This window comes from Lysinibacillus sp. RC46 (assembly GCF_041262385.1).
In the GTDB taxonomy this organism is placed as follows: Bacteria; Bacillota; Bacilli; order Bacillales_A; family Planococcaceae; genus Lysinibacillus.
This window is the reverse complement of the sequence record NZ_JBGCCF010000031.1, coordinates 16927-40740: the sequence shown is the minus strand read 5'-3', so window position 1 is coordinate 40740 and position 23814 is coordinate 16927. Positions and strand designations below refer to the sequence as shown.

General features: G+C 33.9%; 27 protein-coding genes. 20 read left to right on the top strand and 7 right to left on the bottom strand.

Translation table 11 applies throughout. From position 1 onward, the window contains the following. The first annotated feature begins 53 nt into the window (after nucleotides 1-53). Nucleotides 54-497: an NUDIX hydrolase gene (locus tag ABH966_RS21870; RefSeq protein ID WP_370082111.1), complete on the top strand. Its 444-nt coding sequence runs from the start codon at nucleotides 54-56 to the stop codon at nucleotides 495-497. 177 nt (nucleotides 498-674) lie between these two features. Here the strand turns inward: ABH966_RS21870 and ABH966_RS21865 are convergent, their stop codons facing one another. Further along, nucleotides 675-854, bottom strand: coding sequence for a hypothetical protein (locus tag ABH966_RS21865; protein ID WP_370082109.1), 180 nt, complete (start codon nucleotides 852-854; stop codon nucleotides 675-677). A 135-nt stretch (nucleotides 855-989) separates the two neighbouring features. Here ABH966_RS21865 and ABH966_RS21860 point away from each other — a divergent pair, with 135 nt between their 5' ends. Beyond that, the gene (locus ABH966_RS21860; protein WP_370082107.1) at nucleotides 990-1481 is read left to right on the top strand and encodes a hypothetical protein; all 492 of its coding nucleotides are present in this window, start codon (nucleotides 990-992) and stop codon (nucleotides 1479-1481) included. Between the two features lie 49 nt (nucleotides 1482-1530). Here the strand turns inward: ABH966_RS21860 and ABH966_RS21855 are convergent, their stop codons facing one another. Then, entirely contained in the window at nucleotides 1531-1941 is a 411-nt protein-coding gene (locus ABH966_RS21855; protein WP_370082105.1) for an Lrp/AsnC family transcriptional regulator, read from the bottom strand. A 116-nt stretch (nucleotides 1942-2057) separates the two neighbouring features. On the opposite strand from ABH966_RS21855, the gene ABH966_RS21850 reads away from it, so the two are divergent. From ABH966_RS21850 to ABH966_RS21840, 3 genes are all read left to right on the top strand, one after another. Next, nucleotides 2058-2816: an MBL fold metallo-hydrolase gene (locus tag ABH966_RS21850; RefSeq protein WP_370082103.1), complete on the top strand. Its 759-nt coding sequence runs from the start codon at nucleotides 2058-2060 to the stop codon at nucleotides 2814-2816. A 55-nt stretch (nucleotides 2817-2871) separates the two neighbouring features. Beyond that, complete coding sequence (locus tag ABH966_RS21845) at nucleotides 2872-3747, top strand: alpha/beta fold hydrolase (RefSeq protein ID WP_370082101.1); 876 nt, start codon at nucleotides 2872-2874, stop codon at nucleotides 3745-3747. A 210-nt stretch (nucleotides 3748-3957) separates the two neighbouring features. Continuing rightward, nucleotides 3958-4305 (top strand): YkgJ family cysteine cluster protein, encoded by a 348-nt coding sequence (locus ABH966_RS21840; protein ID WP_370082099.1) that lies wholly within the window; start codon nucleotides 3958-3960, stop codon nucleotides 4303-4305. A 106-nt stretch (nucleotides 4306-4411) separates the two neighbouring features. On the opposite strand, the gene ABH966_RS21835 is transcribed toward ABH966_RS21840, so the two are convergent. Continuing rightward, complete coding sequence (locus ABH966_RS21835) at nucleotides 4412-4873, bottom strand: GNAT family N-acetyltransferase (RefSeq protein ID WP_370082097.1); 462 nt, start codon at nucleotides 4871-4873, stop codon at nucleotides 4412-4414. Between the two features lie 173 nt (nucleotides 4874-5046). Between ABH966_RS21835 and ABH966_RS21830 the strand changes: the two genes are divergently transcribed. From ABH966_RS21830 to ABH966_RS21820, 3 genes are all read left to right on the top strand, one after another. After that, nucleotides 5047-5220 carry a hypothetical protein gene (locus ABH966_RS21830; RefSeq protein WP_370082095.1) on the top strand — a complete coding sequence of 58 codons (174 nt, stop codon included), beginning with the start codon at nucleotides 5047-5049 and terminating at the stop codon, nucleotides 5218-5220. Between the two features lie 465 nt (nucleotides 5221-5685). Then, entirely contained in the window at nucleotides 5686-5889 is a 204-nt protein-coding gene (locus tag ABH966_RS21825; RefSeq protein ID WP_370082093.1) for a helix-turn-helix transcriptional regulator, read from the top strand. Between the two features lie 2 nt (nucleotides 5890-5891). Then, nucleotides 5892-6380: a hypothetical protein gene (locus ABH966_RS21820; protein WP_370082091.1), complete on the top strand. Its 489-nt coding sequence runs from the start codon at nucleotides 5892-5894 to the stop codon at nucleotides 6378-6380. 637 nt (nucleotides 6381-7017) lie between these two features. Here the strand turns inward: ABH966_RS21820 and ABH966_RS21815 are convergent. Next, nucleotides 7018-8379: an NAD(P)/FAD-dependent oxidoreductase gene (locus ABH966_RS21815; protein WP_370082089.1), complete on the bottom strand. Its 1362-nt coding sequence runs from the start codon at nucleotides 8377-8379 to the stop codon at nucleotides 7018-7020. Nucleotides 8380-8630: 251 nt separating this feature from the next. On the opposite strand from ABH966_RS21815, the gene ABH966_RS21805 reads away from it, so the two are divergent. Further along, nucleotides 8631-9173 carry a GNAT family N-acetyltransferase gene (locus ABH966_RS21805; protein WP_370082087.1) on the top strand — a complete coding sequence of 181 codons (543 nt, stop codon included), beginning with the start codon at nucleotides 8631-8633 and terminating at the stop codon, nucleotides 9171-9173. A 44-nt stretch (nucleotides 9174-9217) separates the two neighbouring features. On the opposite strand, the gene ABH966_RS21800 is transcribed toward ABH966_RS21805, so the two are convergent. Next, nucleotides 9218-9838 carry a LysE family translocator gene (locus ABH966_RS21800; RefSeq protein WP_370082085.1) on the bottom strand — a complete coding sequence of 207 codons (621 nt, stop codon included), beginning with the start codon at nucleotides 9836-9838 and terminating at the stop codon, nucleotides 9218-9220. A 557-nt stretch (nucleotides 9839-10395) separates the two neighbouring features. Between ABH966_RS21800 and fabZ the strand changes: the two genes are divergently transcribed. Further along, a complete protein-coding gene (gene fabZ, locus ABH966_RS21795; protein ID WP_370082083.1) occupies nucleotides 10396-10821 on the top strand; it encodes a 3-hydroxyacyl-ACP dehydratase FabZ in 426 nt (141 codons plus the stop codon). Nucleotides 10822-11228: 407 nt separating this feature from the next. On the opposite strand, the gene ABH966_RS21790 is transcribed toward fabZ, so the two are convergent. Further along, nucleotides 11229-12158 (bottom strand): DMT family transporter, encoded by a 930-nt coding sequence (locus ABH966_RS21790; RefSeq protein WP_370082081.1) that lies wholly within the window; start codon nucleotides 12156-12158, stop codon nucleotides 11229-11231. A 199-nt stretch (nucleotides 12159-12357) separates the two neighbouring features. Next, complete coding sequence (locus ABH966_RS21785) at nucleotides 12358-13077, bottom strand: helix-turn-helix transcriptional regulator (protein ID WP_370082079.1); 720 nt, start codon at nucleotides 13075-13077, stop codon at nucleotides 12358-12360. A 526-nt stretch (nucleotides 13078-13603) separates the two neighbouring features. On the opposite strand from ABH966_RS21785, the gene ABH966_RS21780 reads away from it, so the two are divergent. From ABH966_RS21780 to ABH966_RS21735, 10 genes are all read left to right on the top strand, one after another. Continuing rightward, the gene (locus tag ABH966_RS21780; RefSeq protein ID WP_370082077.1) at nucleotides 13604-14365 is read left to right on the top strand and encodes a glycosyltransferase; all 762 of its coding nucleotides are present in this window, start codon (nucleotides 13604-13606) and stop codon (nucleotides 14363-14365) included. A 234-nt stretch (nucleotides 14366-14599) separates the two neighbouring features. After that, the gene (gene vanR, locus ABH966_RS21775; protein ID WP_370082075.1) at nucleotides 14600-15295 is read left to right on the top strand and encodes a VanR-ABDEGLN family response regulator transcription factor; all 696 of its coding nucleotides are present in this window, start codon (nucleotides 14600-14602) and stop codon (nucleotides 15293-15295) included. Nucleotides 15296-15320: 25 nt separating this feature from the next. Beyond that, entirely contained in the window at nucleotides 15321-16412 is a 1092-nt protein-coding gene (gene vanS / locus ABH966_RS21770) for a vancomycin resistance histidine kinase VanS (protein WP_370082145.1), read from the top strand. 88 nt (nucleotides 16413-16500) lie between these two features. Continuing rightward, a complete protein-coding gene (locus ABH966_RS21765; protein ID WP_370082073.1) occupies nucleotides 16501-17421 on the top strand; it encodes a D-alanyl-D-alanine carboxypeptidase family protein in 921 nt (306 codons plus the stop codon). Between the two features lie 195 nt (nucleotides 17422-17616). Beyond that, on the top strand, nucleotides 17617-18090 hold the full coding sequence (locus ABH966_RS21760) for a hydroxymyristoyl-ACP dehydratase (RefSeq protein WP_370082071.1): 474 nt from the start codon (nucleotides 17617-17619) through the stop codon (nucleotides 18088-18090). A 21-nt stretch (nucleotides 18091-18111) separates the two neighbouring features. Further along, nucleotides 18112-18579 carry a DinB family protein gene (locus ABH966_RS21755; protein WP_370082069.1) on the top strand — a complete coding sequence of 156 codons (468 nt, stop codon included), beginning with the start codon at nucleotides 18112-18114 and terminating at the stop codon, nucleotides 18577-18579. A gap of 186 nt (nucleotides 18580-18765) precedes the next feature. Continuing rightward, nucleotides 18766-19506, top strand: coding sequence for a polysaccharide deacetylase family protein (locus tag ABH966_RS21750; protein ID WP_370082068.1), 741 nt, complete (start codon nucleotides 18766-18768; stop codon nucleotides 19504-19506). Nucleotides 19507-20161: 655 nt separating this feature from the next. Then, nucleotides 20162-20923 carry a GNAT family N-acetyltransferase gene (locus tag ABH966_RS21745; protein ID WP_370082067.1) on the top strand — a complete coding sequence of 254 codons (762 nt, stop codon included), beginning with the start codon at nucleotides 20162-20164 and terminating at the stop codon, nucleotides 20921-20923. 215 nt (nucleotides 20924-21138) lie between these two features. Further along, the gene (locus tag ABH966_RS21740) at nucleotides 21139-21873 is read left to right on the top strand and encodes a peptidoglycan recognition protein family protein (protein ID WP_370082066.1); all 735 of its coding nucleotides are present in this window, start codon (nucleotides 21139-21141) and stop codon (nucleotides 21871-21873) included. Nucleotides 21874-22227: 354 nt separating this feature from the next. Beyond that, complete coding sequence (locus ABH966_RS21735) at nucleotides 22228-23733, top strand: lmo1851 family serine protease (RefSeq protein ID WP_370082065.1); 1506 nt, start codon at nucleotides 22228-22230, stop codon at nucleotides 23731-23733. Nucleotides 23734-23814: the final 81 nt, after the last annotated feature.

The following is a 23814-nucleotide window of genomic DNA, read 5'->3' as shown; positions in this document are numbered from 1 at the left end:
AGCAACTTAGTTTAATAAGGAATGTTCGAATAAGAATCAGGGGAGGATTAATTATGGATATTATCACATTCGGTGAGAAAAAAGAAGGCAAGGACTACATATGGAGACCTGCTGTTTATTGTTTAATGTTCAATAGTCAGAAAGAAAAAATAGCGATTATTCAAACAAATGATGGCAACTTTTTCCTCCCTGGTGGTGGAATAGAAAAAAATGAGACTCACGAAGAGTGTTTAAAAAGAGAAGCCCTTGAAGAAATGGGAATGGATATTGAGATAGGTCATTTTATAGGGTGTGCACAGAGATATTTTTATTCTACAAATGAATATAAGTATTACCTAAGCGAAGGCTATTTTTATTTATGCGATAAGGGTAGACAAATAAGTAAACCAACTGAAGTTGACCGCTTTCTAAAATGGATGGCACCAATGCAAGCAATTGATTGCTTATTCCACGAACACCAAAGCTGGGCAGTTAATGTAGCATTATTACAGTTATGAAGTTAACAATAGCCATGAAACATAAGCATAAGATACGCATATGATTGATCAAATTCCATATGATAAGACTGATTTTAGAAGTCTCCAAAACGTTTAAGTTTTTAAACGAAAAGATTTCTGTGATGGAAAGTACATAATAAAGAACAGATAACCTTAATTAGTTATCTGTCTTCTCAATCACTTTGTAAACTGATCTTCCGATTCATATAGAAAACTTTTCTCAAGATTTTCTTTTGTCTCAGCATTGACGGTTTTTTCTTTTGCTTCTGCTTGTTCGCTAGCGGGAGCTTCGTCATGAGAAGAACAAGCAGTTAGTAGGAATGCTGCCATTGCGCCGATATATAAGAATTTTTTCATTACTATTACCTCCGTTATTGTTTAGTTACACTTTAGATTGTGCAATTACACTTAGAATATAACGGAAATGACAATGATAAATTTTGTAACAAAAAATGTTAAATAATCGTTACACAATAAAAGGGGGAAATAAACGTGAAAAGGATTATGGGTTTCGTCACAATTTGTGGATTGCTATTAGTAGATTGCTCACATAAAGAATCCAACGACATAGTGCTACATGATAATAGTTTGAGTCTTGGTGGAGAAGTTCTAGCAAAAGAAAATGAGTGGCAAGAAAGCGAGTATTTTACATTTGAAAATTTAAGCTTCATTGGTGAACCGCAATTATTAGGATTTACGCATAATAAAGAAGAAAAAATAGCGGCTAGTCAAATAGGAAAATATGGCTGGCATTTTTGGGGAGAGAGCGTTAAATCAGGAGACTTCCTTCGCGTCAAGGGAACTCACCAATTGACAGGTAAAGAAGTGGAATTGGTTTCAAATGCTAAGTTACTTGGACCGAACAGTGGCGCGGATAACCATGCTCCAACTAATATGACTTTCCCAATTGGTGGTATGTGGAAGCTGGATGCCTATATTGATGGGAAGTTATTCGGTAGCGTTTATGTAAAAGTGGAAAATTGAAAACAAATGAAAAATACCAGGCAATCCATGGAGAGAGCCTGGCATTTCACTATTTACTAATGACAATTGACAATTTATAGTTTGCATGCTTATTTAAATCGACTAAAAACTGATCTAATACTTCGTTTGATGGGAATCTACATTCAAGCAGATAACAACTATCTCCACTGATTTTGAAGTTATTAACAATATATTGCTGCTGCGTTTTTATAAATGACAGAAAAGGTTCATGGTACGGACTTTTTGTATAAATATTAATAAATGCATGGACATTGATACCTAATTTTATATGATTCACATCGATTGTATAGCTCTCGATAACCCCATTATCTTCAAGCCTTGCCACCCTCGATGACGCCGCTTGCCCTGTCAAATGAACCTTCTCACCCAATTCCTTCATCGTAATACGACTGTTCTTGGAAAGCTCATCTAGTATACGTAAATCCGTACTATCTAACATGTAGTAACTCCTTTCATTTTTCAAGTCAAATCACTAAAAGACTTGATTTTAGCTATGTAATTACTATTTGGACATAGTATAAACTAAATGTAATTTAAAGAAAAGGAGTTATAAATATGAAAATTCAACAAATCCGCAATGCCACTTTAGTAATCGAATATGCGGGGAAAAAGTTTTTAATTGATCCACTTTTGGCAAACGAAGGTGTGTATCCTCCTTATCCAAACTCTTTAAGACAGGATCAAAATAACCCATTAGTTGAATTACCAACATCCATTGACAAACTCATTCATGTCGATGCTGTAATCGTAACTCATTTACATTTAGATCATTTTGACGGAGTCGCTAAAGAAGTACTACCGAAAGATCTTAAAATGTTTGTTCAAAATGAAGAGGATGCCAATGAAGTTAAAAAATCTGGCTTTTTCAATGTCGAAGTTTTACAAGAAAATACCGTTTTTGAAGGTATTCAATTAATTAAAACAAAAGGTCAACATGGCAGGGGAGAAATTTTAAAATTAACTGGTCAAGTGTGTGGTGTTGTCTTTAACCATCCAAATGAGAAAAAATTATATATCGCTGGCGATACTGTATGGTATGACGGAGTGCAAGAAGTGCTCCTAAAAAATCATCCAGAAATTATTGTCGTTAATGGGGGAGACAATCAATTTTTAGAGGGAGGCTCTCTCATAATGGGAAAAGATGATATTTATGAAGTATACAAAACTGCTCCAAATGCAAAAATTATCGTTAGTCATATGGAAGCGGTCAATCATTGGACATTATCAAGAACAGATTTAAAAAGCTTTATAAATGAAAAGGGGATTGCTGCACAAGTTTTTGTACCGGAAGATGGTGAAGAGTACACATTTTAAAGAAAGTGTTATGAAAATTAGCTAAATCCTGTAAAATTAATGCAGGAGGGATTTAATGAAGCATTTAATTTATACTAGTGAAAAAGGTAGATTGGAAATTTTAAATCATTATGAGCAATATTTAAATTCTTTTGATTTTGAAGTTGAAAGAGCTTTTGTGGATACATCGATCGGCAAAACACATGTACTTATGGCGGGTCCGAAAGAAGGAAAGCCTTTGTTTATTTTTCAAGGTGGGAATTGCATTAATCCGATGACATTATCCTGGTTTAAGCCGTTAATAAAAAAATATAGAATATATGCGCCTGACACGATTGGTCACCCAGGATATAGTGAGCAAAAGAGAATTTCAGCTAAGGATTTTAGCTTTGGGCAATGGATAGTTGAATTGATGGATTATTTTAATGTTAAGAAATGTGCTTTCTTAGGACCATCGTATGGAGCGGGTATCATTTTAAGGCTCGCTGCTTATATGCCAGATAGGATTGAATGTGCAACGCTTGTTTCCCCAGCTGGATTAAAAGTTGGCTCCAAAATGGAGATGATTCAACATATCTTAATCCCTTTGCTACTGTTTAAAAATTCTTCGTCAGCCATATATCTTGAGAAAATAGCTGATAGAATGTCTGCTAATTGCATGAAAGAGTTTGATCGGCAAATTATTGGAGATATTTTTCGTTACGTAAAATTAGAACAAGAGATGCCAAAACTAACAGGTAGAAAAGAATTAGAAAATTACATTTCACCTACATTAATTATCGCTGGAGAAAAGGATATTTTCTTTCCAGAAAAGAAAATCAAAAAAAGAGCTGAACAAGTCATACCAAATTTGACTATTTTTCAATCATTTAATATGGGCCATTTCCCTTCAGAAGATTATTTAGAAAAAATAAATAATGTTATCATTGGTTTTTTAAATAAATATTATTGAATTTGATGTTAGATACTAGTAATTGTGTAGATTATTTTATTGACAAAATAATTCATTTGTGCTATAATTTACAATTATTAATTTAAAGTGTAAAATAGGACTCTCCTGGCCAGGAGAGTCCTATTTTTGCTTTAATTGGGTTAATGAACTAGAGAATCCAAATCAAAAAACGAATTATAACACTTGCTTTTTCTAGGAGATGATTGTTTTATGGAAGATTTACCTTGTAAAGGCTGTAGAGGGATGTGTTGTGGGCCTGTTCCAATTACAGAACAAGAGTTAAAGAAAATAAAAAAGAAAATCAAAGCGATGCCTAAAAAAATGAGCCTAGATTTAAAAAATCAACAACGACTTTATGGAACCTGTATTTTTTTTGACGAAATAAATGACCGATGTGGAATTCATTCGGTACGTCCGTCTATTTGCCAAGCTTTTGGTTATTATAATAATCTAGTATGTTTTCGTAAACCAAAAGTGGCCGTTGGAAAAAACTATATAGCTAATGAGCTTCCGATTGGTATTTTAAGTATTGATTTTTCGTGGAAAGATTTTATTTAATGGAGTTTAGAGGTTATAAGTAAACATAAAACAGGGGAAAGTTTGCTTTCTACCTAATATAAAAGAGCCTGCCTTATTAATGCAGGCTCTAATATCATACATACTTTTAAAGTTCTAATCGCATAGTACGGCTCGTTTCATTAAATCCGTGTTTGTCATACAAGTTAATAGCGCCAATATTTTCTGCTAAAACGCTTAACTCCAAGAAATCTAATTTACGCTCTTCTGCCCATTTTTTTGCCTCTTGTAGCAAAAGTGAACCAATGCCTTTACTTTGGTATTGACCTCCAACAATTACATCCATAATATATGCATAATTATGCTGGACGATACAAGAATATGGAGGAGTAGCTAATTCTTGAATTAGTAAAAATCCGGCAATGTTGTTATCTAATTCAGCAACAAAAATGTCTGATTTCTCTTCCAAAATTATGTTTTTAAGAAATTCTACATCCTGCTTTGCGGGTGCTATGTATTGAGGTTGTAGTTTTGACATTTCTAAAAACAGCTCTTCATATAATATTTCTATTTGTGGGATTTCTTCTGATGAAGCAATTTTAATATTCATGTACTACCTCCATTCGAATTTTATACTATTTTATTTTACTATATTTTGTTATTTTTGAAAATAATCTGTAAATAGAACAAAAACCCCTTTAGTTAACGCAGTATAAACCGCATAGGATTTCTAATACTAAACCTGTTTTAAAAAATCCGGTATGAGAAAGGAGGTTTTCATCCGTGAGATTTTTAGCGTGGGGGATTATAGGCGGCGCGGCTATTTTTGGTGTACTGAAACGCTTTGGGCTAATGAACAATGCCCAACAAATGACACAGGCTGCTCAGCAAGGCACGACACCAGTACAATTAGTAGCAAACAGTAATCCACTTACTGCAAATACACCAAAACAATAAATAGAATAGGCCATATCAAGTTTATAGACCTTTGGTTTGCTAAGGATCTATAAGCTTGTACATAAAAACAGCACAAATAGGGAAAAAAGCAAATATTTTAACTTCTTTAATCAAATGTTTTGTAGCGAAAGCGCAGCGACAGGTACAGAAGTCTCCGGCGGATGTAGAATGGGGACTTATTAAACTACGGGAGCTTTACTTCAAGATGGGATTCCACAGAGATCCCATCTTTTTCTTCTTCAACTAATACGAACGTGGCAGTTTAGTTAAAGAGTATTGTTTAACTTATAACAGTTTTATTTTGATTCCTTTTGGTTATGTCTCCCGGACATCTCCTAATAAGGGTTCTATGTTGTTTTAAACAAAAATCGAATTGTAAAGTTAACTTGACATCCATATCAATGTAAAGTAAACTTGACTTATCAACGGATGTACAGTTTACTTTACATTTTTAAAGGAGGCTTTATGAAAAACAGAATTCGCGAATTACGAAAATCGAAGAAGATTACGCAGGAGGAATTGTCGAAACAAGTTGGAGTCTCACGGCAATCGATCATTGCAATTGAAACAGGAAAATTCAATCCATCTATTGAGCTTGCCTACAACATATCAAAAGTTTTCAATTGCACGATTGAAGAAGTGTTTATTTTCGAAGAGGGGAGAATGTAATTATGGAGGTTTCTATCGGGGGTATTATTGGATTGTATGGAGGATTGATTTGTGGGATCCTTGGTTGGTGGTTCGGACGGAAAAAAGCTAGAGAAAACAGAGGTATAGATGAGCTATATTATCATATTTGGCAAAATGCAAAATCCTATTCATGGTATGTGACATTAGGAGCGATTTATGTTCTCTTTTCTTTAATCATGTTTGGGATTGAATTAAGCAACGCGATGGTTTTAGGTATCCTTCTTTTAACACACATAGGGAGCTGGGGTATAATTGGGGTTATTTTGTCTATCAACATGTCCAGCACAGTCCCGTTGCAGCCTTCTCGTGTGAAGTTTGGATTAATCGTCATTGCTACGTCTGTTATTGTTTTTACGATTATCTCGATCATGACGAAAAGCTGGCTGTTTTTACTATACAGTATACTACCTAATTTAATTGGACTTTTTTCTGCACTTACACCAAAGGGAGAAGATTCCAAGTTAACCTAATAAAATTTGATATAAAGTCGTACCGTTTCACCCCTTTGGATATGGTTATCTAAAGGGGTGTTTTTATAGTGCGAAGGAAAAGAATATCTAAATTGAAAGATCGATTAGGAATTGGTGAGTGACAATAAAGTTATTCCATTGTCACGTGGAGATAGACATTCTTGGTAATTTGCTCATCTGAATGACCAAGTCTATTCATGATTTGTTCGTTAAAAACTAACAATTACAGATTTTCCGAACGAGAAAGCCCATGCAGGGTGTAGCCCGTCTTTAGACATGGGATGAAAGTGAGGTCAGACAAGAGATAGCTTTTGCTACCTTAATTGTCTGAAAGGGTGTTATACTTCATGTATAGACAAGTAAAAGTCTTTAAAACACGCTCGTTCATTGAAAATTGGATATTGTATATGGTTCGATAGCCTAATTCATGCTATCGGTAAAACAATATGTGTCGTCAAGAAAAAGACGCTAAAACACATCGAACGAAACCAACTATACGCTATGGTAAAAGTAGTGTAGCCCTATCTGCTATATGCACTGGATAGGGAGGGGTAATGGGATACCCCAATCTTGAGAGCTGTTCAAAACAGAAATGGACTGCGAACGCTTAGTTACTCAGGAATCCCACTGACATTAGTCAGCTTGTCCCTTTAGGGGTGGGAGTCTCAATAGCTAAATGTTTACCTACGAAAATACCACTAGCTGCTGCTTGTGATAATGAATGTGTAACACCTGAACAATCTCCAATTACATATAATCCTTGAATATTTGTTTGGAAATTTCCGTCAGTTTCTATTGTTGGTGAATAAAATTTTCCGTCCATACCATAAAGCAATGTATCCTCATCAATGGCTTCACCAATAAATTTTTCCAAATGGTTTAAAAATCCCTGCATGATTTGAATAAATAGTAAAGGAATTTCTTTAGTTAAGTCCCCAAATTCAGCTTTTAACGAAGGCTGAATTCGATTATAATTCATATTTTCTTTTGTTGTAGAGTGTCCCTTCCTTAAATCTCCATAACGTTGTACTACAATACGATCTGTCCCTTTATTTATTTCGCCGATCACCTTATGTGCATATGTATTTGCTTCTTCAAGAGTAGGGAAATATGTTGGAGTGAACAAAGTAAAATTCAAGTTAGAAGTTCCATTCTTTTGCTCTCGAAAATTTTGACCATCTGGCATGACTAAACCTTCTTGATATTTACGAATAATTCTTCCTTTAGGATTCATGCAATAAGTACTTGAAATGATATCTTCATGTGCATAAGCAAGTTTTGTTTCAAAGGTATCTTCCAAAATTGAACGTAGCTGTTGTTCTGCCATTTCAACTCTAATACCTAAATCTAAACGGGTCTTACCTTGCTTAACTCCAAGACTAGAACACTGTTTTTTTAACCAATCTGTTCCGGATCGACCTGTTGCAAACACTACTTGCTGAGATCGGATATTACCTTTATTTGTGATTAAAGTAAAAGAATTATTATCTTTTTTTATATCTTGCACATCCACCTCAAATTGAATATCTATCTTGTTTGATAAAACTTTATAAATTTGTTGGAAAATTTTTGTTGAAAGTGACGTACCTAGGTGCCTCACCTCAGTAGTTAACATCTGTAGGTTACATAATTGGGCTCTTTTTGAGAGTTCTGTATTAGCTGTGGAATATTTAAAAACAGAGTCTCCACCGAAACGGCATAAAATATCGTCAACTTCATCCATTAAGCGTTGTAGATTCTCTCTACCTACTTTTTGCTCTAATTCGCCGCCAAATTCAGTTGAATAATTAAACTTTCCTTCTGATTTACCCAAACCAGCAAAACCAAAATATTTCTCACATAAATTACAATTGCACGTTTCGCCTCGATCTAAAGGGCAATTTCTCTCCTCTATAGATTTTCCTTTTTCAAGAATTAATATCTTTTGATTACTTTGAGATAAGGTATATGCTAAAAAAACACTACTTACACCTGAACCGATAATTGTAATATCATACATCTATTTACACCTTCTTTAATTAATGAGTAATAAGAGTATTTTATAACAAGTGGATTGTCTACACAAAACTAAACAATTTTTTTAGTGTACAAGTTTATACAGAACGGGACTCATGTATTCAAGGGATCCAAGAATCCGAATGTTGTTATGAATGTAATCAGCTAATTCAAGTTGTAAATCCTCTAACTTGTTTACAGTTATACCCATGTTCAATAAGATTATCTAAAGAACTATGAAAAGGGTGATTAAAGTTGTTTCAAATAAAAAAGATATATAAAGAACACTTTCCTAACGGTAAAAAAATTATCTATCAATACGTCTCCAACAACTATTATGATGTTGTCTATAAAGAACGAGAAAATGGCTGGGCAATTGATTTTACGTTAAAACATTTTGAAACCCCGTTTCACAAGTATTTGGAAGGAGAAATTTTTGAAGATCATATAGAAGATATTGAATGCTATATTGCTGAATTAAATGAAGAAGAAGTAGGAATTGTTAGCATCAGCCAAGAGAAGTGGCATAATGTGTTAAGAATTAATGATATTCATATTGATCCATTTCATCAACATAAAGGAATTGGGAGTAAATTCATGGCTTTGGTGAAAAAGCGAGCAACAGAAATAGGGGTGAGAGCGATCGTTCTAGAAACGCAAACTTCTAATTATCCTGCCATTCAATTTTACAGAAAGCATGGATTTCAACTTATTGGATGTGACCTATTAAGTTATTCCAATGAAGATATTGAAAAAAAGGAAGTAAGAGTTGAAATGGGACTTGTTATTGAAACATAAAAGGAGAGCACGTTTTTATCGTGTTCTCCCTAAGAAACTATATATTATTTACTTTGAGTTTGAAGTGCTAATTTAACCCCTAGACCTATATAAACGAAACCAACAGCTTTTTCAATCCAACGTGAACCATTGTTTGATGTCTTCGTAAAGATTTTTTCGCCAATAAAGCTTGTTATAATAGCTAACAAAATAGTATATAAAACACTCATTACAACAAAAGTAATGCCTAATATCAATAATTGTACAGTGATAGATTGGCCATTATGCTGAACAAACTGTGGTAAAAACGCTAAGAAAAATAAAGCAGTTTTTGGATTTAAAATTTCCGCTAAAAAACCTTGGCGGAAAGAAGTACTTGCTGGACTTTGTTCAACAGTTGGTTTTTCTAATTTTTGTGGCTTCGTTAGTAGCATTTGAATACCTAAATAAACAAGGTATGCAACACCGATATATTTCACTACTTCAAACGCAGTAGCTGATTTCATTAAAATTGCTGATAACCCTAATACAGCTGCTGACGTATGGACTAAGTCACCAAGCCCAATTCCTAGAGCAGTGAAAATACCGTTCTTTTTACCACCTTTTAGCGTTTGCGTAATGGTAATGATAACAGCGGGACCAGGAATTAAAAATAAAAGAAGAACTATTGCAATAAAAGATAACATATTTACCCATCCTATTCTAATAAAATAAACATTCAGTTAAGATGATAATAAAATTAACTTAATGAATGCAAAAAATATTATATGCTATCTGCTATATACCTGTCGATAACGAAATACTGAATAGGGTTATTTATAATAATCAGAAAACGATTTGGTTATATTTGTATAATGTTGCGTATTATTGAATTATAGTGAAGGGATTGAGGTGATAGCTTAATACCAGAAGTTTTTACTATAGTGCCTTTTTCACAGGTTTTGTTAGGGCTTACGTTTATCATTATAGGCGTTCGATAGAGGAAAAGAGCAAAAAGAACGTATGTTAGTTTATTATATTTCGGTGTTGCGTTTTTCATATTATTAGTTGCTGGACAAATACTTTTATTTTAGAGATACATTCATTTTTATTTTTATATTTAAGAAAAGATGGGTTTTATGCCTGTTATAAGTCACATCTAAGCTGATGTGGCTTTTATTTCGTAATTCAAACATAAAAATAGTACCAACTACTAATATTTAATGATAGAATTAGGTGATAATATTTTTGGAGGTTTTTTTAGATGCTAGATATTCAACAAATACAAGAAGTTATTAGACATCGTTATCCTTTTCTATTAGTTGATAGAGTATTGGAATTAGAAGAGGGGAAGAGAGCGGTAGCCATTAAAAATGTAACGATTAATGAAGAATTTTTTAATGGACATTTTCCTAATTATCCAGTGATGCCAGGTGTGTTAATTGTCGAAGCATTAGCTCAAGTAAGTGCTATTATTATGCTCACAAAAGAAGGGAATCAAGGGCGACTAGGATTACTGGCAGGTATTGATAAATGTCGCTTTAAAAAACAAGTTAAACCAGGAGATCAATTGCGTCTTGAAGTGGAAATTACACGCTTAAAGGGTGCCATTGGTAAAGGACGTGGAATAGCAACAGTTGACGGAGAAATAGCTTGTGAGACAGAGCTTATTTTCGCATTTGGAAGTTAAGTCCATCTGATTTAACTTCTTTCAGCAAATGTTTTTTGTAGCGAAAGTGAAGCGTCAGCAGCAACAACAACGCACGACTGAGTGACCAAAATCTTCTCGCTCCCGCTTCGCTTTCGCGCAATAAAAATCTGCGACTGCTGCTACGTTAGCACTGCGCTTTACCACAAAAAAATATTTGCAGGACTAAGCACAAAGCCGACTCCTGATGTTGCTTTAAAATAAAGCTTAATCAAATTAATATTAATAAACCTGATAAATAAAAAAAAAAGCGTGATTTGAAAAAAGATTGATCAAAACACGCTTTTAATAATTTCAATTGAATCATTTATTTCTAAAAAAGTTTAATCATTTCTGTGAACCTTATTCAATTAAAGTGCCCTTTAATTGAATAAAGCACTAGTCAGAACTTATTTTATATTTTTACTTCTTGAATCATAATTAACTTTTCGGATTCTGTTTTGGAGTTTTTTGATAGGGAGGACGGCAATATTCCCAGAAAGTAATAATCCCATTACTACAAATACTGTTGCTGTAATATCAAACATAGTAATAGATTCATTTAAAAAAATAGTAGCTAATATGTATCCAAAAATAGGAGTCATAAATAACCAATTGTTAGCCCTTACCGTATCCTGTTTCAACAGGTAAAACCAAAGCAACATTGTGCCGATTGAAATAATAAACACCAGCCAAAATAACGAACCAAGGAAATAATAATCCAATATCAAAAAAAAATTTTCTTTTTCGAGAATATAAGCTATAGGGATTAAAGCAGCTCCACCAATAGACACTTGCCAAGTATTAATGACAATACTCGGTAGATTTAAATTGACTTTTTTAAAATAAACGCTTCCAATCGCCATTGATACCATTCCTATCCCCAAAATAATCAATCCTTTTACACTAGCCTCACTGGTTGTGATAGATGGCCATAAGGCAATTAATAGTCCAAATGCTGCTATGACCATTCCTATCCATTCTTGTAAATAAACTTTTCGTTTTAACCATATAGAGGACAGTAAAGCAACCACAAAAGGATTTGTTGTAACAAATAAATTAAATAAGCTTGCCGATACATAATTCAATGCCCAAAAGGTTGCACCTAGATAAATTGTTGTATTCAATAACCCTAAAACAATTAATGAGCCCCATTCCTGTGACCGTGGCCAAGGATATTTTTTATTTAACAAATAAACATAAAGAAATAGCAAACTTCCAGCGATCAGAAAGCGAGTGGTAGCCAATACCAACGGGGTGGTAGAGTTTAAGCCAAACTTTGTAGCTATCGCTGCAGATGACCATAAGAGTGTAAAAAATAAACCTAAAACTGTTTCCATCGTTTTGCTCCTTTTAAGTTAAGTGACTTCTCAAAAAAAACGTGATTACAGAAAGAACCACAATATTAAGAAGTAACTCGGCCCTTAACCAAGTCCATATTAAAATTTTACAAACAACGGATAACAGTTTTTTTACTAAAATTCAGAATTTTTTTATCCGAATTTCGTTATTTGATTAGTATATACTAATTTATAAGGGTTATTTTTCAAAAGTTCTACTTTTTATTCGAAATTGGCTTGGTGTTATTTCCCCATATTTTTGGAATAAACGTGTTAAGGAAGATTGATGTTCAAAACCTACTTGAATCGCGATGTGTAAAATGGGTAAATCAGTATTCAGAAGCAATTCTTTTGCTTTATTCAAACGAAGTTCCTGTATATATGCTGAAGGAGATTTCCCAGTTTCTTTTAGAAACCAATCCGAATAATATGAACGATTGTAATGTTCAAGTGAAGCCAGTTTATTAACCGTAATATTCTCATTGTAATGTTCATTGATATACCTAATAGATTTAGGTTGTTGTTCTTGGAGTAAATAATGTGAAATATAGGGGTATAGGTCTTTAAGAGCAGAGCCATTTAAAGATTGTTTATCGATTTCATTCAGGATAAGATATCGAATCCCTTTCCATTGATTATCTAATTTAAATGAAATTCCATATAACTTTTTCTTAGTTAACATAAAATGAGGAATATCTAAAACCAAAAACTCGTTACGTACAATTGAATGAAAAGTATGATTACACTCGGGTGGAATAAAAAATAATGTTTGGTGGTCTAGTTGAAGATCCTGTGCCCCTGTATTAATATAAAGCTCTCCTTGGAGAGGCAAAATTAACTGAGCATAATTATGGGAATGAGTGTTTTGGTTAGGTGTGTAGGTTCTTCGTTCTGCTACAATTTTTTTAATCTTTTCCATTTTCATTTCCTCCTACTTTAGGGTTAGTCAAAAAGTCTTGTTCTATTAAAAGGCACTTTAACAACTAATTGTCATTCAACAATTAATCCATCTTTTTCTTCAAATGTTCTTTTCTTTGCCATTTAAAAACACCCTTTAGATAACCATATCCAAAGGGGTAAAACGGGGCAACTTTCTTTAATTCTACATTTCAGATGCACTTTTCTTTTGGAAATAAAAAACATCCCTTTAAATCAATAATATCTAAAGGGGTAAAACGAGGCAACTCATTTATAAACGGTTAAATAAAAGTAGTTCTAATGAATAAACATCCTAAATAAAATAAGACGAAGGAGTTGATGATCACAAAGTCAACTCTATTTTTTTGCCTAAATATCTAAAGTATCATGATATTTCTATATTGGGACTTAATTTTATGTTGTTACAGAATATACATAAAAAAGAAAATAATAATAATTTAAGTGGAACAAATGAATATATACTTAGATTAAAATCACGAGAGCTAATTATTAAGGGAGGATTTTATATGTTGGAAAGCACACCATTTATAAAAGATGTTTCTGGTGGAAATGTGAAATTTTCTATTCTAATACCTGCTCATAACGAAGAAAATTATATTGGTGGGTGTCTAGAGTCAATTGCAAAGGCTGCACAACCTTATAAAGACCAAGTAGAAGTTATTGTTGTGTTAAATCGTTGTACAGATAAAACGAAAGAAATTGCACAATCCTACAATTGCGTGACATTGGAAAATAACGATAAAAATTTATCCAAAATTAGAAATGCTGGAGCTGCGTTAGCAAAAGGCGAGATTCTCATTACAATTGATGCTGATACTCGAATGACAGAACACATGCTATCTGAGGTTGAAAAGCACTTAGCATCCAATCAGTTCATTGGAGGCGGCGTGAACGGAAGTTTTGAAAGAATGTCTTTAGGTATAGTAGTATCCACCATGCTGCTAATCTTTCCTTTACTAATCAAGTATGGTTTTATTTCTGTAGGGATCTTTTGGTGCTATAAAAAAGACTTCCAGGCAATAAGAGGTTTTAACGAGAATATGCTAATGGCAGAAGATGCTGATTTTGCTAAGCGTTTAAAACAATGGGGCAAGAAGAACGGTAAAAAATATGGAACGATTAAAAATGGAATGATTACTTCGTGCAGAAGATTTGACCATTATGGAGACTGGATGTTACTGAAACGACCAGGTATGATTTTAGCTTATTTAAAAGGCAATAATGAAAAGGCTGCTAATGAAGCCTATTATGATGATCAAGCAAGATAATAAAACCACCTTAATGGCTTATATTTCAGCATAATAATTGTTTAGACCACTTCGTTGTCAAACGAGTGGTTTTTTTATGTGTAATTCTTTAGATTTTCTTAAATAATAAGACTTTGCATGACAGTAAGTTTAACGGAATGATATGATGTTGGGTGATTAGTAGAACCTCTGGGAATATTGTTAAATCAAGGTTTTGAACAAAGATGAAGCTTTTGAATAAAGGTGGTTATGAGTATGGGTATAAATATTCTTGTAGTTGATGACGAAAAGGAGATTGCGGATTTAATTGAGCTTTATTTAAAAAATGAAAATTTTAATGTTTATAAATTTTATGATGCTCAAGAAGCGTTAGCGTGTATACACTCGATCAAATTGGATCTTGCTATTCTTGATGTAATGATGCCTGAAATCGATGGCTTTGAAATTTGCCGAAGAATTCGGGAACAATATCATTTTCCGGTGATTATGTTAACAGCGAAAGAAGAGGAAATAGATAAAATAACGGGGCTGACATTAGGGGCTGATGATTACATAACAAAACCATTTCGTCCATTGGAGGTTATTGCAAGGGTTAAGGCCCAAATTCGCAGATCTACAAAGTACAATCATCAGGGGACATTACAAAATGATCCGATTATTGATTTTTCAGGCTTAATTTTAGAGCAAAAAACTCGAAAATGCATGTTAAATGAAAAACAACTGTCTCTTACTCCTACAGAGTTCTCCATTTTGTGGTTTTTATGTGTAAATCGAGGGCGTGTCGTTTCATCTGAAGAATTATTTCAAGAAGTATGGGGCGAGAAATATTATAGCAGTAACAATACGGTAATGGTTCACATTAGGCATTTACGAGAAAAGATGAATGATTCCGCAGAAAACCCTAAATTCATAAAAACTGTCTGGGGAGTGGGGTATACCATTGAAAAATGATTTTGGAAAACTAAAAAGAACAATAATGCTTCAAATTTTGCTGATTTTAGTATTAGCATTGTTTGTCGGCTATTTCATAAGATATGTGTTTATTGATGGTGTCTTACAAGCCCCATTCGCTGATTGGTTTATTCGATTTTGTGAAAATGTGCTACAGCTTGATTATTATTCGGCACAGAGAGCCTATGGAATATTATTTCAACAAAATAAGTCACTTTGGTTAGCGATAGGCTTAATTATTTTGCTATTAGTAATTTTTTATTTTGCACTTTCTCGGTTTACGAAGTATTTTAACCAAATTGCCATAGGTGTTAATATGCTTTCAGAGGAATCAGATCAGGAAATAAGTCTTCCTTCTGAGCTAGATTTTATGGAGAAAAAATTAAATGATGCAAAAAATAAATTAGAAAAACGGGCAAAGGATGCACAGGAGGCTGAGCAGCGCAAAAATGATCTCGTTGTTTACTTAGCCCATGATATTAAAACACCGCTGACATCTATGATTGGTTACTTAAGTCTGTTGGATGAGGCTAAGGACATGCCTGTAGAGCAAAAAGAAAAGTATGTGAAGATTTCACTAGAAAAATCATATAGGCTAGAACAGTTGATTAATGAATTTTTTGAAATCACTAGATTTAACTTACAGTCCATTATATTAGATAAAGAATCCATCAATTTAAATTACATGTTAATGCAATTGGCAGATGAATTTTATCCCTTATTAGCCCCTAAAGGACAACAAGCAATTGTTAATATCGAGGGAGAAATGAAAGTTTTTGCGGACGCCAATAAATTAGCGAGGGTATTTAATAATATTTTAAAAAATGCCATAGCATATAGCGATGATAACAGTATTATTCATATTAGCGCACACCATCAAAATGACCAGACATTTATTTCATTTACAAATAAGGGAAAAGCAATTCCACCACAAAAATTAAAGATGATTTTTGAAAAATTCTATCGTTTAGATTCTGCCAGATCGACTCAATCAGGTGGGGCGGGCCTTGGTCTTGCAATTGCCAATGAAATAGTCCATGCTCATGGAGGAACGATATCAGCTTCAAGTGATGATGAAAAAACAGTTTTCACTGTTATGATACCAACACTTTCTTAAGAAACCTTAAGAATTTTATAATAGATTATTAAAAAAGAACTCCTTCTTTTATGTTTCAATAGAGGCATAGAGAGAAGGAGTTGTTTTTATGTTTAAAAGAAAAGGATTTTATAGCCTACTATTACTGATTTTTATTTTTCTGGTGGTCATGTTTGTAAATGAATATCAAGATTCAAAGCTAGAAATAGTTAATACCCCTCAGCTGGAAATGCCAAAGAAAAGTGAAATAAATCTTGATGTGAATTTACATAGCTCAAATGCTATATTAGTGAACTTAGACACAAATAAGATTTTATTGGACAAAGATAGTGACGAAATCATTTATCCTGCTTCATTGACGAAGATCATGACGGTTTTAGTTGCAATTGAAAATATCCCGAATTTACAGGAAAAGATTGTACTTCCTAAAAGTATATTTAAGAATTTATATGAAGAAAATGCTTCTATGGCAGGCTTTCTTCCTAATGAGGAGGTAACAGCAGAGGATTTACTTTATGGTTCAATGCTACCTTCAGGTGCGGATGCTTCTATTGGTTTAGCCGATTACATAACTGGGTCGGAGAGTAAATTTGTAAAGTTAATGAACGAAAAAGCTAAACAGCTAGGGATGAAAAACACACATTTTATGAATGCAACAGGACTCCATCATCCTGATCATTATACGAGTGTGAAAGATATTTCGATACTTTTACAATATGCCTTAACTAATAACACCTTTAGGGATATCTATACGGCGGAAAGATACTCAATTAAGTCAACGAATCTTCACCCAGAGGGCATGACGGTGACGAGCCGAATGTTTAAAAATTTGAATGCAAATGAAAAAACGAGAGGTGAAATAATTGGCGGCAAAACGGGCTATACAGAGCAAGCAGGCTTATGCTTAGCAAGTCTAGCGACAATTAAAGGCGAGGAGTATATTCTAGTAACAGTAGGTGCTAAAGGTGACTCACGAACAGAGCAGTTCAATATTACGGATGCATTAGCTGTATATCAACAACTTGACTAAGGAACTTTATGAATGTTTCCCGCAGTTCCTAAACTTACAATAAAATTTTATCCAAAAATAACATACTACCTTTCCATCCCTTCATATAATTTAAATATCTGAAAAATTTAGGTGACTATGTTTTGACTATAAATGAGTTTTCTATTCTTAATAAGGTCATTAAATCAGGTAAACCAGTATGAGAGGATGAGGGGTTTGAAGCATCCCGGCACAAATGTTTTTGAAAATAAAGAGGAACTATTCATACCTGAAGAAGCATTAGATAAAGATTTCTGTGATCGATTAGTGAAAAAAATTCATAAAAATATACTCAATGAAAATATAGCAAACGATGTTTATATGTCATATTTCGTGATTTTTGATCAACAATATAAATTGACAGAAATCCGATATTTATTAGATGTATTAAAATTACAAGCAAATGAAATTATTAGATCTAAGCCAATTTATATTACATTATGTGGTGTTATATTATCATTGATTACAATAATTGCCTCTGCCATCAATACTAAGCTGATGATTGGGATCTCACTTGTTCAATTAGTTGCCCTTGCAGTATTAAGTTTTAATGTAGCTGTATTGTTTATTTCCTTTAAAATAGAAAAAGAATATAAAAAAATATACGAAGTCATTAAATTAATTGACTATTATTTAAGTTTTTATAAATAGCTAAATAGGGGTGTGAAAAATGTGCAAAGTATTATAGATCAATTACATTTTTGGATAGATAAGGTGCCTGGGGAATTTCGTCAAATGTCTGAAATAGAGATTTCACAACGGCCAGAGCCTCAAAAGTGGTCAAAAAAAGAGATATTAGGCCATTTATGCGACTCCGCCATTAATAATCTGGAAAGGTTCATTAAAATACAATACGAAAAGGAACCTTTTGTATTAACTCCGTATGACCAAGTTCATTGGGTGAAAATTCAAGGGTATCAAGAGTTACCTTTTGATGAAGTAATGAATCTATGGGTGAACTTAAATAAAAAAATTATCTATGTTATTAAAAATATTCCCGATGAAAAGCTTGCTCTTCAATGTGGCTTTGAAAATAATCAACTAATAACTCTACAGTGGCTTATCCAAGACTACCTTGAACATATGGAACATCATTTGAAACAGATTTTTAAAATAAATGAGCAGATTTTGAATAGATAGTAACATGAATAGCAAATTAATCAATGATAAAAAGTATCCTACGTTTTAATCCCGAAATCACTGTAAGGACAACCTCTAGCTGCTAACACTGAAGTATACATTGCAACAAAAAATCAAAAAAGAGCATTTTTTTTAACATTCCTCAAATAATAAGGTACTAAATATTTTATTTGAGGAAGTGAAGATTTGAAAAAATTCCTGTTTTTATTGCCTATTTGCCTTTTAACTGTCTCCTTTTTTTATGCGAATGTCGGCGCAGAGCGATATGAAAATAAAGGAAGAAAGTATTATGAAGAAGCAGGACAAATTGTCTGGGAGATCAATACGGATGAAAAAATTGTTGCCATTACTTTCGATGATGGACCACATCGGAAGTACACATCTCAGATTTTAGATTTATTAGCCAAATATCATGCGAAAGCTACTTTTTTTATTGTTGGTCAAAATGCGCAAAAAAATCCCGAGGTAATATCAAGAATGTATAAGGAAGGTCATGAACTAGCCAACCATACATTTACGCATCCTCTAAGAACGAATGTTGAAAATTTACTAAAGGAAATAAATCAAACGAATGACGTCATTCAAAACATCACAGGATTTAAGCCTACTTTATTCCGCCCTGTAGAAGGACAGTATTCAGATGCAATGATTCAAGCAATTGCTAAAGAAGGATATAAAGTTGTTATGTGGTCATGGCACTTAGATACTTTAGATTGGAAAAGTCCAGGTACTAATAGAATTGTTAACACTGTGTTAAACGGTGTCAAAGAAGGAAATATCGTTCTTTTTCATGATGGAGGCGGAAATCGTCATCAAACTGTGCAAGCGATGGAAAAAATAATACCGGAACTTGAAAGGCAAGGATATAAATTTGTCACAGTTTCTGAATTACTCGAAGTGCAGAGTAAAAAAAACAAAAACAAATAAGTTTCCGTAATGTAAATGTGTCACTCATTATTAAATTTGTTGTTCCATAACGTGAGGTTGATTTCCGTTCCGGCTGGGCGCTTTGTAGCTGACGCTTTGCTTTCGCTACAGAAAACATTTGTTGCTGACGCTTCGCTTTCGCACAGAGCAGAGCTTCCTGGGGGCGTCCGATGAGCCGCTTGGGCCAACAGATGTTTTTTGCGCGAAAGCGTAGTGCAACGTAGCGACAGCAACAGCACCGATGTTGGTCACGAAGGCGTTATCACAGGACGTGATGGTTTTAGCCTTCGTTCCCCTATGTGCTCGCTCCAGGGTCTCATCTGTGACGCTAATCCCCGAGGAGTCGCCCAGCCTCCACTCCAATCAACTTATACACAGTATTTCAAATTTCATCTCTTGATAATGAGCAAAATACTTTTTAGTTAATACTAATTTAGCCCTGTTTTGGGTGTGCAAAATTTAATGAATTATTTTCCATTTAGAAAATCAGACTAAAATGAATTAGTCTGATTTTTTTTTTTTCTATTAATGACTTTTCCGTTTAACTTACATAATAATCTGTCACATTCAATTTATTTTTTTCAGAGATTTATTCTTAATTAAACGTTTGAACGAAAAAAGGTATAATTACCCTAATAAATAGGGGGGATTGTCATTGTGTAAGGTTGAATTGATTGAATGTAATAATGAGGTTTTAGAGGGAATTGGGAGTTATTGTCTTAGAAGTAAGAAGAAATCAAGCGGATATTTAAATAAGAACAAATGGCTGAACAATAGATTTGAAGAAGGCTTGAAATACGTACAAGTAATCGACAATAAAAAACAAGTAGGGTTTATTGAATATACAGAAGCAGAAAATTCATCAAGAGTAGTTCATGCTGATGATTATTTAGTGATTCATTGTTTATGGGTAAGTGAGGTTGGGAAAGGTTACGGTACTCGATTAATCAATAAATGTTTAGAAGATGCCAAAAAGCAAGCCAAAAAAGGTGTCGTTGTTATTACGAATTCAAAAACGTCTTGGGCGCCAAGTAAAGAGATTTTTTTGAAAAACGATTTTCAACTTATTGACACTGCCCCATTTGATTTTGAATTACTTGTCTACCAATTGAGCGACGAAGCAGAACATCCGTATTTTCCGAATGATTGGGAGGACAGATTAAAAAAATATAACAACTTAACGATTTTACGTTCGTTCCAATGTCCATATGTCGAAATTGCAACGGAAAATATTATAGCTGGTGCAAATAAATTGAATATACCAGTTGAGCTTATTGATCTTAAAGATAGAGAAGAGTTGATGGAACTGTCACCAACTCCGTACGGTATTTTTTCTGTCATTTATAAGGGACAGCTTCTTACTTTTCATAGGCTAACCGTACATTCTGTTGTAAAAAAACTAAGAGAACTGAGTTAAAAACTGCTCAGCGCAAACCCAAAATAAACATAAGTAAATTTCGGGTGTGAATAAGTGGTTATTAATGCTTATAAAAACATAGTAGAAGTTACAAAAGGTTCATAATATAGAATGAACTTAATATCTATCTTCGAACTACAAAAGTTAAGATAGTATGATTAAAGTTCAATCATCCCGCTTTTTACATTAGGACAAAAAGAAAGGGGGGAAAACCTATGGTAACAATTCGCCAAAAACTAGTATCAACTGCACAAGCAATCAATATTACAAATGGTAAAAATAATGCAAAAAAGTATATTGTCGTTCATGAAACCGACAATACGAACGTTGGAGCTGATGCTGACGCCCATGCTCGTTTGCAGATAAACGGAAACAGTAGGGAAGCTAGCTGGCATTGGGAAGTAGATGATAAGGAAGCTGTACAATCGTTTGAGCATTTTTGGGAGTGCTGGGGAACGGGAACGTATGTTGGTAATAGCCAAGGAATTCAAGTGGAAATCTGCGTAAATAGTGATGGAGATTATTTAAAAGCTGTGGAAAATGCGGTGAGTCTTATCGCAAAAATTATAAAAGATGAAAATATAACAATTCAAAATATTGTTCAACACAATTATTTTAGTGGGAAAAATTGCCCTCGTAATATTCGTGCCGGAAAAGTACCTTGGTCACAATTTATCGACATGGTAAAAAACGCTGGAGATATTCAAATGCCTCCAGTAGAAACGCAAAAACATCGCATTTTCACGGGAACGTATAGTACTCTTAAAGCAGCAGAAAGTGCAGCACAGGTGATGAAAACAACATTCGGCTGGCTTGTTTACATTGAGCAGGACGGTGCAAATTATCGTATTAAAACAGGAACTTTTACAGGGATCAATGCAGCGAAAAATGCAGAGATGAAAATAAAAAATGCTAAATTGGCGCAAGTTACGTATATTAAAGATGCATAAGAGGATATGTAATTTCTAATATTCATGAGGATTTTAGTTGACTGCTTCGAGGAAACGGGTAAAATAGAAAAGCAGTACCATTATATACCTTCAACTTAGCAGATAATAGAGGTGCCTTTAGAAAGCGCTTCAAGGGCACCTTTACTTTTACAAAATCTAAAGCAATAACATCTACATAGAATAATGTGCTTAACAATATAGTGATTAATAAATGCTGGATTTTCTGAAGATAGTTGGAGGACAAGATTTGTCGAGAAATTTTGACAGTCTTTTTCTTTTCGTCTTCTCTATAACCTGTTAAGATGGTAATAGTGTGACAACAAGTTAGTGTATATGAGAGTGGTGACAATCAAGATGGATGAACAGAAAAAAGATAGTATAGAACAGCAGCCAGAACAAACACCTCCTACTGAAGTAAAACTTGCAGGACAATTTATACAAATGAAACCGTTTAAATTTATTATGCTGATGTTCTTTACAATCCTAATTACTGCAGGCTTAACGATATTTGCGTTAACATTCGGAGATAAGAAAGCAGTTGAAGTGAAAGTACCGAATGGACGTACGGAATTTTCGAAATTGTACGAAGCCTATGATTTGCTTAAAAACAACTATTACAAAGATATCGACAATGCGAAAGTGGTCGATGGCGCTATTAGTGGCATGTTTGACGCTTTAGGTGATCCGTATTCTGATTTTATGGTGAAGGAAGAAGCAGATCAATTTAAGTCTGGTTTGTCTTCTAGTTTCCAAGGAATTGGTGCCGAAATTCAAGAGCGTAACGGCTCTATTACAGTTGTGTCACCTATTAAAAATTCACCTGCTGAAAAGGCAGGGCTATTACCGAAAGATATTATCTTAACTGTTGATGGAAAAAGCATTCATGGGTTAAGTGCATCTGAAGCGGTAGCTCGTATTCGGGGTGAAAAAGGAACACCAGTAAAATTAACCGTGAAAAGAGAAGGAAACGCTGATCCACTTAATATGACAATTGTCCGTGATGAAATTCCAGTGGAAACGGTTTACGGTGAAATGCTTGAAGGGGATATTGCCCATATTCATATCACGTCATTTAGTGAAAATACAGCAAAAGAATTTGAGAAGATTCTTGCAGATTACGAAGGTAAAGGCTTGAAAGGTATCGTCTTAGATGTACGCCAAAATCCAGGTGGTTACCTAGAAGATGCAATTGAAATTTCGAATTTATTTGTTCCGGAAGGTAAACCGATTGTACAAGTACAACAAAAAGAAGAAGAGCCGAAAATTACAAATGCTATTGCTGGTAAAAAATATAATGTTCCAGTGACGGTCCTTGTTGATAGCGGCAGTGCTTCTGCTTCTGAAATATTAGCTGGAGCATTAAAAGAGTCTGTCGGTGCTAAAATTGTTGGAGAAACATCGTTTGGTAAAGGCACAGTACAAAATGTCACACCATTAAAAGATGGCTCTAACCTTAAATTCACAACAGCTAAATGGCTAACGCCAAATGGTAACTGGATTCACGAAAAAGGTATTGCTCCAGATGTCAAAGTGTCATACCCATCTTATGCATCATTACCATACTTAGATCCATCTGTGGAAATGAAAAAGGATGTGCAGTCTAACTCTGTAAAAGCGGCACAAGAGATGCTAGAAGTTTTAGGATATGAGCCTGGTAAAGCAAACGGTATTTTTGATCAATACACAGAACGTGCAGTGAAAAAATTCCAAGCTGCAAGTGGTCTTGAAGAAACAGGCGTTTTAACTGGCGATACAACGTATGCTTTAATGGATGCATTACGTGCTAAAATAAAAGCAGATGATCCTCAATTGTTAAAAGCAAAAGAACTGCTTACTGGTACACCAGCAAAAACTGAGTAAACTACAAACTAACAAAGTAGCTGTCGCAGCAGGCGTCTCTAGTGGCCTTTTGCGACAGCTTTTTTTATGGGAGGTAATAAT